Origin of the sequence: Dokdonia sp. Dokd-P16, from assembly GCF_003095655.1 — a bacterium.
GTDB lineage: Bacteria > Bacteroidota > Bacteroidia > Flavobacteriales > Flavobacteriaceae > Dokdonia.
Window position 1 is genome coordinate 3,329,518 of record NZ_CP029151.1, and the last position, 12,546, is coordinate 3,342,063.

Genomic DNA, 12,546 nt, shown 5'->3' on the forward strand with positions numbered 1-12,546 from the left:
GTTTTCTTTTATAGATGCGCTATTAAATTACTCAGTTGCGCTGTGAGTTCTCTCCTGTGATAGTTGGCTACTTCGTTTTCATTACTAGCATACTTGTAGCCACCTGTAAATAAAGCTTTGATTACTGTTTTCAACTTTTTCTCTTGACTGTAATCTACAAAACTTCCTGTTGCTGTTTTTTCTATAATAGTTCCTATATCTGCTCCCTGCGGCCCTATAGCAACTATAGGTCGCTGTGCGCTTAGGTATTCAAAGAGTTTTCCGGCAATGATACCTTTTGTTTTTTCGGCATTGATTTCTATGAGGAGCAAGGCGTTTGCTTGTCCTTGTAAACGCTGTGCTTCTTGGTGACTTACATAACCAACGAGATTTAATTGTGATTCTAGACCGCATTCCGTTATTGCGTCAATGATTTCTTGACTCACTTTACCTACAAGCTGTATTTCTAACGCTTTAGAAAAAGCTGGTAACTCATCACATAATTCTCTCAACACCTTCCACAACAACTGCGGATTGCGATCTGAGAGCAAGGAACCTATATGAGATAATACAAATCGTTCTGAAGGATGATGCGGAGTGATTATTCTATCATCAAACCCGTTTGTGATAACGGTAATAGGTCTTTTGGTAATTGACTGAAATTCTCTTTTTGTTCCTGGGCTGGTTACAATTATATGATTTGCAGTAGTGAGTACTTGCTTTTCTAACAGCTTGTGACGCGCATTTGTTTTGGCGGTCATTCGCAATTTATCGTGATACCCAATAGTCGTCCACGGATCTCTAAAATCGGCCAACCAATTAAGGCTAGGTTTCCAGTTTTTAAGTTGGTTGCCTATGAGATGTAGGCTGTGTGGTGGTCCTGTAGTGATGATTTTCTCAATATTGTTTTCTTCGATATACATTTTCAAGTACTCCACAGAAGGCGCTACCCACCCTACTCTAGCGTCAGGCACAAAGAAATTACCACGCACATAAAGCATCGCTTTTTGCAACAGACTTTGCTTTCCTTCCTTAGGTAAAATACCAGATGAAATGGTTTTAGTTTGTTTTCGCGAAAGCGTACTCGCCCACCCATACGGCTCTCTAATAGGCTGTTTTATAACCGTCACCTTATCTGAAACCTCAGCAACCAAAGAATCATCTAAAATGGGATAACTTGGATTTTCTGGAACGTAAACAATAGGTTCAACACCAAATTCTGGTAGGTACTTTGCAAACTTCAACCAGCGCTGCACCCCAGGACCACCAGCCGGTGGCCAATAATATGCGATGATGAGTACCTTATTATTCATTAAGCCTGTGCTTCTGTATCACGGTTTTTTACCGTGTAGAATATCCCACCGGCAACTAGTAAGAAAAGTAATAAACTACTTCCTAGCATAATCATCCCTCCGGTTTTTACCACTTGTGGCTCAAAAGTCATCACCACTTCGTGAGCACCTGCAGGCACTTTTATACCTCTCAAGGCATAGTTTACTGGTAAAATGGTAGTTTCTACACCATCTACGGTTGCAATCCATCCATTTTTGTAATAGTTCTCTGCAAAGACCATAAAGCCATCGCTTCCATTTTCTACTTGGTACACGAGTTTATTAGGCTGTATCTCTTTTGTTTGTACCACTGCCGTGCTATCACGTTGCGGTTGGAAGTTTCCTAATTCCTCACGTAAAGCCTCACGGATGAGTACTGTATTCTTTGTGTCTACTTTAGTGAGACCATCAAACTCTGCATTATAATCTGGTACGTACTGTATCTCGTTTACAAACCAAGCAGGACCGTTTGCTTCTGGATTTTTACTAATGCTCATCCCTTTTTCACCATCTTGAAGAATGTATTTTACATTATACATATTGAGAATCTCTGTATTCCCTTGAGCAATCTGTTGAGTGTATAGATCATCAATCGTACGCGGTTGTACGGCAGAATATCCATTAAGCGAATTGAAATAGTACGAAGTATGGCTATTATTAAATCCTCGAGCAAGATCAATCACGCGGAAGTAGCTATCATCCTTTCTGATTTCTTCATCGATAGGAGTAATCTGGAAGTTCTGATCATACTGTCGCTGGGTAATAAAGTTCTCTTCATTTACAGAACGTCTATCTACACCCACAAGATCAAAAACTATGAGCGCACCAATCGTGATTATTGCGATATTTTCTGAAATCTTTTTCTTGAGTGTTAACCACAAGGCTACACCTATAAAAAGCACAAATAATAAAGACCTCAACACATCACTTTTTAATACAGCGAGGCGATCTTCTTTTATGGCATTTAATATTTCTGGTTGCTCGATGGCCATCTGTCCTTCGGCGGCAGAGCGTAGATTAAATAAGCTTCCGCTAAAAAGGTAGAGGATCACAAAAAGACCTGCTAGTGAACCTATAGCGATGAGTAATTTCTTTTGCTTTTCGGCTTGATCAACTCGGTCGTTTAAAAATCTATGTAAACCCACCATTGCTGCAATAGGTAATAACAACTCTAAAATCACCTGTATACTCGTAACCGCTCTAAACTTATTGTATAATGGCACGTAGTCAATAAAGAAACGTGTAATTCCTTCTACGTTCTTTCCCCAACTCAGTACTAAGGAAACAATCATACCTGCTAGTAACCACCAGCGCAATCTTCCATTTACTAGAAACAGTCCTAATAATGCAAGTGCAAAAACTGTTACTCCGAGGTATGGCGGTGCTTCTACAAATGGCTGCTCTCCCCAGTATAATCTCGTTCCTTGAGCATAATAACTTACTTCGTTAGGAGGAACTCCTAATGCACTTAACTTTTTCGCGAAAGCAGAATCACGACCCAAATCGGCAGCGGTACCGGTTCCCATAAAATCTGATGCAATGAGATTGAGAGACTCTAGCTTTCCGTAACTCCACTGCGTGATGTAATCAAACCCAAGACCGTCTTCAACAGCGTCTTTTGCTAGGTCATCTTTTAATAATTGCTCTCCACGTATACTTGTCTTTGCATATTCGGCCGTAGCAAGCAAGGTCGTTGCGTTTGTAGCCAGACCAAGTAGCACTGCTATGACTAATATTCCCGAAGCTTTAAGAAAATGTGGGAGTTGTTTTTTCTTGATAGCGTCTATCAAGTAAGCAATTCCTAAAATCACGCATAATAAACCTAAGTAATAAGTCATCTGGTAGTGATTTGCTTGAATTTCTAGTCCCATTGCAACGGCAGTGAGTAAAAATCCCCAAAGATATCTTTTTTGATAGGTGAGTATAATACCAGCAAGTACGAGTGGGAAATAACCTATGGCGTGCACCTTTGAGTTATGCCCTACGCCTATAATGATTATGAGATAGGTAGACAGACCAAAGGCAAGCGCACCAACTACGGCAAGCTTCCAAGGGACACGCATCACGAGCATTAATGCATAAAAAGAAATAAAATATAGAAAAAGATAATCTGCTGGGCGTGGTAAAAAGCGAATCACACGGTCCAACTTATCCATCATATCATACTCAAACCTCGCTCCCATCTGGTAGGTAGGCATCCCTCCAAAGGCACTATTAGTCCAGTAAGTCTCCTCACCCGTCTCTGCTCTAAAGTCACGATGTTGCTTTGCCATCCCTTCATAGAGCTTGATATCATTTTGATAAATACGCTTTCCAGATAATACTGGATTGAAGTATACGAGTGCCACGACTATAAAGCCAAGTACAACTAGAATATGCGGAAGCAGTTTTTTAAAATCGATGTTCATATTTGTTTAGTCAGTAGTCGTTAGTCACCGAGCTTTCCCCGTCCCTGAAGGGTGGCTCGGTCTAAAATTCTCACCGAGCTTTCCCCGTTCCTGAAGGGTGGCTCGGTTTACTCATTATAATTTTTCTCCCTTTAGGGCTGGGGAAATAAAAATTCCTCATCGAGCTTTCCCCGTTCCTGAAGGGTGGCTCGGTTTACTCATTATAATTTTTCTCCCTTTAGGGCTGGGGAAATAAAAATTCCTCATCGAGCTTGCTCCACCTTTGAAATTCTCACCGAGCTTTCTCCACCCTAAAGGGTGGCTCGGATTACTCATTATAATTTTTCTCCCTTTAGGGCTGGGGAAATAAAAATTTTATTTCAAAGCTGCTACTAGTTCATCTATGCTTACAGTCTCTTGTGAGCCTTCTGTCATATTTTTGAGCGTGTATTGTTTTGCATCCATCTCTTCCTTTCCAGCAAGTACTAAAAACGGAATATTGCGCCGGTTTGCATAGGTCATTTGCTTTTTCATTTGCTTATTGCTCGTCACGGCATCTGGATATAACTCGGCAGAGATTCCTGATTGGCGTAATTTGCTTATCGCTTGCATTGCGTAGCCCGCTTCTTGATCTCCAAAGTTTACAAAAAACACTTTTACACCTTCTGTCGCCTCTTCTGGAAACAAGCCTAGCTCTTCTATCACAAGGTAAATACGATCTAGACCAAACGAGATCCCAACCCCACTCATATCTTTAAGCCCAAAAATACCTGTAAGATCTGCATAGCGACCACCGCCACCTATACTTCCCATCTCTACACCTTCTGGAGCACTTACTTCAAAAATAGCTCCCGTGTAATAGTTGAGTCCGCGGGCTAGTGTTACGTCTAATTGTAGTGTTGCGGTTTGTAAACCTAAGTTTTCTATGGCATCATTAATAAACAATAGTTCGTTAATTCCTTCCATTCCCGTCTCAGATTCTGCAAGCAAAGTTTTAAGTGTTGCTAGCTGATCACCAAAAGTGCCAGATAGTGTAAACAACGGTGCTACCTTATCTATCGCCTCTTGAGTAATGCCTTTTTCAAGCATTTCTTTGGTCACGCCCTCTTCTCCTATTTTGTCAAGCTTATCTAGCGCTACGGTAAAATCTATGAGTTTATCACTTGCACCTATCACCTCTGCAATACCGGAGAGTACCTTACGGTTGTTCATCTTGATAGTCACTCCTTCTAGCTTTAATGCGCTAAAAACAGCATCATATAACTGTACAAACTCTACTTCTTGCCAAAGAGAATCACTTCCTACCACATCTGCATCACACTGATAGAACTCGCGGAAACGTCCTTTCTGTGGGCGATCTGCTCTCCATACGGGTTGCATCTGGAAACGCTTAAATGGAAATACAATATCATTCTGATGTTGTACTACGTATCTCGCAAAAGGTACCGTAAGATCGTAACGAAGTGCTTTTTCTGAGATTTGTGGTGTGAGTGCTGTTGAGTCCGCTTTCGCGAAAGCGTCATCCTTCACTTTACGTAAATAGTCACCACTATTCAATATCTTAAATATCAAGCGGTCACCTTCTTCTCCATACTTACCCATCAATGTGCTGCTGTTTTCAAAACTAGGCGTCTCGATAGGCTGAAAACCAAAACGCTGAAACTGTGTGCGTATGGTGTTCATAATATAGCTGCGTTTTGCAACTTCTTCTGGTGAAAAATCTCTGGTTCCTTTAGGTATAGAAGGTTTTGTACTCATATGATATGTTAGACGTTAATCCTTTACGTTTATATTTTGGTAATCTGGTAATTGATTCTATTTGAATATCACCTTACACTTTATTTATTATAGAGGCTATTGCTCTTGCTTTCATTTTCATGACTTCCTAATCATAGAGAAATACTGTTTCGGAAAATGACCTATTGCATTCACTTTTACTAATCCACATCCTCAATTATTCACGTAGTAAGTGCCTCTTAGTAAACTTATCGATTCTCCTTTTGTTTTGTTGTTGTAATAGTGATGGATAAAGGTTCATCAAAATATTTATAATAAAAATCATAAATCCAAAGACAATATTAATCTTCAGACTATAATAGAAACAAAAAAAAAGCACAAAAATAAATGCCATTAAATGACTAATTTCTGCTCTTGTCATTTCTTCTCTTATTTCGAAAAAATCAGTTTTACTATTTTTAATCTTTATTTTTTGATTAAAAAACTTAAAGAAAGTATTTTCAATAACCCACTTAATCTTTTTAATTCCAATTTTTCTATTAATTCTTTCACTTGTAATAAAATTGAGATTTGATAATTTCGAATAAAACCTTGTTTTCATAAGGATTAAGTTCATTATCATACCTACAATCCAAGATAAAAAAGCAATAGATATTCCAAAACTAATTCCCAGTATTATGTCTCTCATTATTATCACGGATAAAATCAATCTAAATATTGCTTTCGCGAAAACGTGATAAACACCCACCAAAAGCTATTTTACATTAATCATTGCTGAGAAGATGTTTACAGTCAAATCCCTGCAAATCCACTACCAACATTACCAAACGGCATTGCACAAATATCTTAAAAAATGAGGGGTTGCGAGCAAGATTTTGAAACTTTGACAAGACTTCTTAGTTCATTCTCTTTTACTCATGTGAGTCGCTACGCAAAAACAATGCTCTCTAGCCCCGATTGTAGTGTAAATCCCGCAAGCAATGGCGTAGCCATGCTGAGGAATTGCAACGGAAAGCGGGAGGAAACGCTAGCAAATACACAAAACTTAATACGCTCCTAATAGCTAAAACAAAAAAGAATCTAGAAATAATGGTAACGTTTTGACCACTTGATAGTCTTATTGTAAATTGTTCCAACCAATTCTGATCTAAAAATATGTTTTCACTCTTCCGCGAGAATCTTCGTATTGCCTTTGATAGTATCAAAAGTCAGCTTCTTAGAACTGTCTTAACCGTTTTTATTATTGCGATAGGAATTACGGCTTTAGTAGGTATACTTAGCCTTGTAAAGGCGCTTGAGAACACAATAAGCTCAGATTTTGCAAGTATGGGAAGTAATACATTTAACTTACAACGTTATGAGTTTACCTCTAGACGCTCTGATGAGAAGCAAGTCATTAATCCAATTATAGGCTATCGTCAAGTAAAAGAATTTACGGAACAATATAACTACCCTACTGCGCTTACAGCCATCTCTTTTCAAGGAACTCGTAGTGCTGAGGTGAAATATGAAAATGATAAAACAGATCCAGAAGCAAGTGTAGTTGGTGTAAATGAGAACTTCTTAAACAACTCGGGACTCAAGCTAGAAAAGGGACGAAACTTTACTTCTTTTGACATTGATAATAATACGCGTGTTTGTGTGTTAGGGAGTGATTTTTATAAAAATATATTTAAAGATGACAATCCTATAGGAAAAACAATAAGCATACGCGGAACCAAGTTTAACGTGATAGGAATGCTCGAAGAAAAAGGTGCCACCTTCGGTAACAATCAAGATTTACGAGTACTTATCCCGATACAAGTAGCGCGAACAATGTATACTCAAGCTAACATTAATTATAATGTAAGTGTTATGGTAGAAGATGCCGAGTATATAGATAGTGCTGAGGAAGAAGCGATCTTAACCTTTAGAAACATACGCGGTCTCTCACCTGTAGAGGAGAATAACTTTGGTATAGGACGTAGTGATGACCTGATTAATCAGATTAGTGAGATTACTGGTGTACTAGGTGTTGCTGCTTGGGTAATTAGTATAATCACCATTTTTGGCTCATGTATTGCTCTTATGAATATTATGCTCGTTTCTGTAACAGAGCGTACACGTGAGATAGGTGTAAGGAAAGCGCTAGGCGCAAAAAAATCTGTAATTGCTGCACAATTTCTTTATGAAGCGATTATCGTAGGGCAACTAGGCGGACTTCTAGGAATCATACTTGGTATAAGTATAGGAGCACTAATAGCCTCTGTTGCCGGTTTTGTATTTACAACTCCCTGGGGAGCAATCATTGCGGCTACTATTATCACTTTTGTGATTGCAATTCTATCCGGATTATTCCCTGCTATAAAAGCGGCTAAGCTTGATCCAGTAGAGTCATTGCGTTATGAGTAATGCGTAGTAATTATCTAGATAATTTTATTCTTACAATCTGCAATTATTTATCAAAAGGCTATATTCGTATGACCTAACGATTCATGTATGCAACCCATTCATATTTTACTTCTCATTGGAGGATACTTCGGTATCTTAATGCTTATAAGTTACCTTACAAGTAGAGGAGATTCTAACACAGACTTTTTTAAAGCTGGAAAGCAATCCCCTTGGTACCTTGTCGCTTTTGGGATGATAGGTGCTTCACTATCTGGAGTTACCTTTATTTCTGTGCCTGGATGGATTGAGGCATCAAGCTTTAGCTACTTTCAAGTCGTACTTGGGTACACTGTGGGTTATGCTGTGATAAGTCTTGTATTGCTACCACTCTATTACAAACTGAACCTTACCTCCATTTATACTTATCTTGAAGGAAGATTTGGTACGTACTCCTATAAAACAGGAGCTTCTTTTTTCTTATTAAGCAGAATTATAGGCGCGAGTTTTAGACTATACTTAGTAGCAAACGTATTGCAATTACTTGTGTTTGATGAGATGGGTGTTCCGTTTTTTGTAACCGTAACGATTACTATACTTCTAATTTGGCTCTACACCTTTAAAGCAGGTATCAAAACCATTGTATGGACAGATACCTTACAGACACTCTTTATGCTCATCGCGGTAGGTGTTGCTATTTACTTTGTAAGTGACGAGATGGGACTTAATGCTAGTGCCGTAGTGAACCTGATCTCTGAAAGTGATATGAGTCAGATTTTCTTTTTTGACGACTGGAAAAGCGGCGACTTCTTTGTAAAGCAATTCTTATCTGGAGCTTTCATTTCAATTGTAATGACAGGACTTGATCAAGATATGATGCAAAAAAATCTTACCTGTAGAAACCTAGGAGACGCACAAAAAAATATGTTCTGGTTTACCATCGTGCTTACTATTGTAAATCTCGTTTTTCTTGCTTTAGGTTTATTACTTACAGTATATGCTTCTCAAAATGGAATCGATGCACATAAAGATGAACTCTTTCCAACTATTGCCGTAAATAGCGGTTTAGGAATAGGGCTTGCAGTTGTTTTCTTACTAGGACTAATTGCTGCAGCATATTCTAGTGCAGACAGCGCCCTTACATCACTTACTACTTCCTTTAGTATAGACATATTAGAGATTGAAAAGAAATACGACGCCATCAAACAAGTTGCTATACGTAAGCGCATACATATCGCTATGTCTATAGTGCTTATACTTGTAATCATCATATTCAAATATGTGATTGCAGATGCTACGGTAATTGCAAAACTTTTTACGTTTGCAGGATATACTTACGGTCCGCTATTAGGACTTTATGCCTTCGGCTTATTTACAAAGTGGAATGTAAACGACAAGTATGTTCCTGTCGTTGCGATTGCTTCGCCTATTGTAGCCTACTTTACAAGCGCTTTTGCTTCGACGGTTGGGTTTGAATTTGGCTTCTTTATATTGATCTTAAATGGTGCCTTAACGTTTCTTGGACTGCTTATTATTAAGGAATAATGGTTACGCTTTCGCGAAAGCGTGATTAAAAAAAACCTAGTCTTAATATTGACCAGTAGCGAGCATTACAAGGGTACAAGCAGATTCTGTGAGAATACCTTTTGATTGTAATTTGGCAGCAAATAAAGGATTATCTGTTCCTGGATTAAAAATCACACGCCTCGGGTTGAGGTCTATGATAAAATCATAATACTCCTCTTGACACTGTGGATTAAGATATAAAGTTATGGTATTAAGATTTTCTTTGAGGGTCTCTAATTGTGCTACTGCAGTATCAAATGTTATAATATCTGTAGTGCCTACTCTTCCTTCTCTCAACCCTACGGCAATGACAGGAATGTCTAGAGCATCTAAACGTATAATAGCACTGTGCGAGTATCTTTGTGGCTTCAATGAAGCGCCTATGACCATGGTAGCTTTTATCATAAGGTAAAGTTAAATAATAATTATGGTGTAACGTTGACTCAATTAAACCGTCTATAGGCTAAGTTAACTTATTTGTTAGGTTAGTTTTTAATACGTTTTGATGGTTAGTGTTTATTAAAAACAAAACCTAACAAAGAAATCCCGAGAACTCGAGTCTCGGGATTTTGTTTTTGGAGACTTTTCGGGCCAAATAAACCCTCCTAGGTTAAAAAATTGTTAATTCAATCCCTCCGATGAAACTTTGCTTACTTTTTCTCGTCTATGAGTATATACTGTAGTCTCAACACTGGAACTAACTTTTGGTTTTATAAATTATTTGAATTAGCCTTTAAAATATTTTAAACCTGCTTTCTAAAGAGTCTATTAGGTTTTAAAAGGTTTTTGCTAGCGCAGAAACCTTTTTTTATGCTTGCTGTTTTCTATAAACACTAGGTAAGCTCCATTTCTTTACTACAGCGAGTGTTCTGATAAGAATAGTGATACTGCCTGCAATAAGCATCGCATATACTTTAGGTAAGCCAGAAGTTTCAAGTGACAAATAGATACTTCCGCCTAGTATACATACGGTGGCATATATCTCTTTATGAAAAATCACAGGGATTTCATTACATAATATATCACGCAACACTCCACCAAAACATGCAGAAATAGTACCTAGCACTACACAAATAACGGGATGTAATCCTGCTGCACTTGCTATTTGAACTCCTGCCATCGTATATAAAGCAATCCCAATAGTATCAAACAAGAACAAAGAACGTCTCACATACTTAAGCTGACTTCTAAAAATAATTGCAACAATAGTTGCTGCAAAAATCACGTATACAAACGTCATATTGAGCATCCAGCTCACGGGCGTTTTACCAATAAGTATATCTCTCAATGTACCACCACCTACAGAGGTGACAAGCGCAATAATAAGAATCCCAAAAACATCCATTTTTTTGCGCATAGCCGTAAGCGCACCAGATATTGCAAAGGAGATAGTACCTAGAATATCAATAATTGTAGTAATCTCCATTATTGCTGTGTGTAGTAGTTATAATCTGCAAGGACGCGCTCTACAAATTGAATATTATTCTCGTCTAGAGTAGTTACATCCATTTTCTCCCTGAGCCTATCTGCTAGTTTTACAATCACATTGTGATTACCATTACGTTTAGCGTTTAAGAATAGCGTCTTAATAAGCTGCACATCTTTATCATTAAAGACCGTTACTTGAGGATAGGTAGGTATATAATCTACAGGAATATCTACTATGAGACTATCAGAAAGACGCACGCGTTTCTTTTCTGTTATTACGGTAGTTCCTGCTGCCATATCTCCTAAGCGTTGTCCTTTCTCACTTATCAAGATACTTACAACGGCAATTCCCCCAGAAGAACCCGCGATATCAATAATGCGCATAATCCATCGCACAAAATAGCTTCCAAAACCTGGTTTTGAACCATCGAGTTTTACCACTCTTAGTTTCATTGCTGCTTTTCCTGGTGTTTTTCCGTCCCAAAATGTTTCAAAAAGAATAAAATATAAGAAGATAGGCAATCCTAACACCATGTAATAAACCCATAAATCGCCCATAGACTGAGTGTCTAAACCAAATTGTGCAATTAAAAATAAAGAAAGAATCCAATAAGCTATCAAAATCAATCCATCAATTAGATATGCAAGAATGCGATCGCCTATGCTCGCAACATTCTGATAAATACTTACATTTTGAGCGGTTTCTATTTGAAAGTTATCCATATATTCTTTTTCTTTACCTCTATAACAAAGTGTATATGCGTGAGGCTGCTTTTGTCAAGCAAAATAAGGATAAATGGTTAACATTTGAAAGTGTTCTGGTCAACAAAGATCAGATTCATCCAGATGAGCTATCTAGTCTTTACATGGAAGTGACAGATCACCTTAGTTATGCGCAAACATTTTATCCTCAAAGTAAGACGCTGGAGTATTTAAATCACCTCGCCTCTCAGTCTCATCAAATCATTTATAAGACAAAACGTGAGTCAAGCAAGCGCTTTATAACATTCTTTACCGAGGAGTTTCCGCTTATTATGTATCGCTACCAACGACAATTGCTTATCGCTTTTTTAACTTTTTTACTGTTTAGTATTATAGGCGCTTACAGCGCTGCAAATGATGGCTCTTTTGTAAGAGGCATTATGGGTGATGGTTATGTAAACATGACTCTTAGTAATATTGAGAAAGGCGACCCAATGGGTGTTTATAAAAAACAAGGAGAACTCAATATGTTTTTAGGGATTACCATTAACAACATAAAAGTTGCGTTGATGGCTTTTGTCTACGGAATCTTCTTAACCATAGGATCGTTATATATCATCATGCGCAACGCTATCATGCTGGGCAGTTTTCAATACTTCTTTTTTGAGCAAGGCGTAGGTTGGGAATCTGTGCGTACCATATGGATACATGGTACAATAGAAATCTCAGTCATAATCATAGCAGGTTGCGCAGGCATGGTACTAGGTAATTCAATTTTATTTCCTAAAACATACACACGCCTAGAATCATTTAAAAGAGGAATGAAAAATGGTCTCAAAATAGTAGTAAGTACTATACCTCTTTTTGTGATAGCAGGCTTTCTAGAAGGGTTTGTAACAAGACACACAGAAATGCCAGACTGGCTTGCTATTGTAATCATCGCAAGCTCTCTCGCTTTAATCATATTTTATTACGTGTACTACCCTATTAAAAAACATAAAGAAGAAGCTACTAGACTAGCGCTTGTTCCTAATCTTGAAAATTTATAA

The 12,546-nt window shown here is 38.0% G+C and carries 10 protein-coding genes; 3 read left to right on the forward strand and 7 right to left on the reverse strand.

Annotated elements, in window-relative coordinates; all coding sequences use genetic code 11:
- Positions 1 to 8: 8 nt before the first annotated feature.
- The 4 genes from DCS32_RS14800 to DCS32_RS14815 form a co-directional block, all read right to left on the reverse strand.
- Positions 9 to 1,292, reverse strand: a complete 1,284-nt coding sequence (locus tag DCS32_RS14800; RefSeq protein ID WP_108878983.1) for a glycosyl transferase family 1 — start codon at positions 1,290 to 1,292, stop codon at positions 9 to 11.
- Entirely contained in the window at positions 1,292 to 3,718 is a 2,427-nt protein-coding gene (locus DCS32_RS14805; RefSeq protein WP_108878984.1) for a YfhO family protein, read from the reverse strand. The genes DCS32_RS14800 and DCS32_RS14805 overlap by 1 nt, the downstream gene beginning before the upstream one ends.
- Before the next feature lie 354 nt (positions 3,719 to 4,072).
- Positions 4,073 to 5,455, reverse strand: coding sequence for a histidine--tRNA ligase (gene hisS, locus DCS32_RS14810; RefSeq protein WP_108878985.1), 1,383 nt, complete (start codon positions 5,453 to 5,455; stop codon positions 4,073 to 4,075).
- Positions 5,456 to 5,651: 196 nt separating this feature from the next.
- Complete coding sequence (locus DCS32_RS14815) at positions 5,652 to 6,122, reverse strand: hypothetical protein (RefSeq protein WP_108878986.1); 471 nt, start codon at positions 6,120 to 6,122, stop codon at positions 5,652 to 5,654.
- Between the two features lie 467 nt (positions 6,123 to 6,589).
- Here DCS32_RS14815 and DCS32_RS14820 point away from each other — a divergent pair, with 467 nt between their 5' ends.
- Together DCS32_RS14820 and DCS32_RS14825 are read left to right on the forward strand one after the other, a co-directional pair.
- Positions 6,590 to 7,825, forward strand: coding sequence for an ABC transporter permease (locus DCS32_RS14820; RefSeq protein WP_108878987.1), 1,236 nt, complete (start codon positions 6,590 to 6,592; stop codon positions 7,823 to 7,825).
- A gap of 87 nt (positions 7,826 to 7,912) precedes the next feature.
- On the forward strand, positions 7,913 to 9,346 hold the full coding sequence (locus tag DCS32_RS14825; protein WP_108878988.1) for a sodium:solute symporter: 1,434 nt from the start codon (positions 7,913 to 7,915) through the stop codon (positions 9,344 to 9,346).
- 42 nt (positions 9,347 to 9,388) lie between these two features.
- Here DCS32_RS14825 and DCS32_RS14830 read toward each other — a convergent pair whose 3' ends face one another.
- The 3 genes from DCS32_RS14830 to DCS32_RS14840 form a co-directional block, all read right to left on the reverse strand.
- Positions 9,389 to 9,772, reverse strand: coding sequence for a CoA-binding protein (locus DCS32_RS14830; RefSeq protein WP_204161784.1), 384 nt, complete (start codon positions 9,770 to 9,772; stop codon positions 9,389 to 9,391).
- Between the two features lie 403 nt (positions 9,773 to 10,175).
- Complete coding sequence (locus DCS32_RS14835) at positions 10,176 to 10,793, reverse strand: trimeric intracellular cation channel family protein (protein WP_108878989.1); 618 nt, start codon at positions 10,791 to 10,793, stop codon at positions 10,176 to 10,178.
- On the reverse strand, positions 10,793 to 11,518 hold the full coding sequence (locus DCS32_RS14840) for an RDD family protein (RefSeq protein WP_108878990.1): 726 nt from the start codon (positions 11,516 to 11,518) through the stop codon (positions 10,793 to 10,795). The genes DCS32_RS14835 and DCS32_RS14840 overlap by 1 nt, the downstream gene beginning before the upstream one ends.
- Before the next feature lie 35 nt (positions 11,519 to 11,553).
- Here DCS32_RS14840 and DCS32_RS14845 point away from each other — a divergent pair, with 35 nt between their 5' ends.
- Complete coding sequence (locus tag DCS32_RS14845) at positions 11,554 to 12,546, forward strand: stage II sporulation protein M (protein ID WP_108878991.1); 993 nt, start codon at positions 11,554 to 11,556, stop codon at positions 12,544 to 12,546.

What these genes read in the sequence shown, in the direction of transcription:
- DCS32_RS14800 (WP_108878983.1), bottom strand. Translation starts at nt 1,292, where the DNA reads ATGAATAATAAGGTACTCATCATCGCATATTATTGGCCACCGGCTGGT.
- DCS32_RS14805 (WP_108878984.1), bottom strand. Translation starts at nt 3,718, where the DNA reads ATGAACATCGATTTTAAAAAACTGCTTCCGCATATTCTAGTTGTACTT.
- hisS (WP_108878985.1), bottom strand. Translation starts at nt 5,455, where the DNA reads ATGAGTACAAAACCTTCTATACCTAAAGGAACCAGAGATTTTTCACCA.
- DCS32_RS14815 (WP_108878986.1), bottom strand. Translation starts at nt 6,122, where the DNA reads ATGAGAGACATAATACTGGGAATTAGTTTTGGAATATCTATTGCTTTT.
- DCS32_RS14820 (WP_108878987.1), top strand. Translation starts at nt 6,590, where the DNA reads ATGTTTTCACTCTTCCGCGAGAATCTTCGTATTGCCTTTGATAGTATC.
- DCS32_RS14825 (WP_108878988.1), top strand. Translation starts at nt 7,913, where the DNA reads ATGCAACCCATTCATATTTTACTTCTCATTGGAGGATACTTCGGTATC.
- DCS32_RS14830 (WP_204161784.1), bottom strand. Translation starts at nt 9,772, where the DNA reads ATGATAAAAGCTACCATGGTCATAGGCGCTTCATTGAAGCCACAAAGA.
- DCS32_RS14835 (WP_108878989.1), bottom strand. Translation starts at nt 10,793, where the DNA reads ATGGAGATTACTACAATTATTGATATTCTAGGTACTATCTCCTTTGCA.
- DCS32_RS14840 (WP_108878990.1), bottom strand. Translation starts at nt 11,518, where the DNA reads ATGGATAACTTTCAAATAGAAACCGCTCAAAATGTAAGTATTTATCAG.
- DCS32_RS14845 (WP_108878991.1), top strand. Translation starts at nt 11,554, where the DNA reads ATGCGTGAGGCTGCTTTTGTCAAGCAAAATAAGGATAAATGGTTAACA.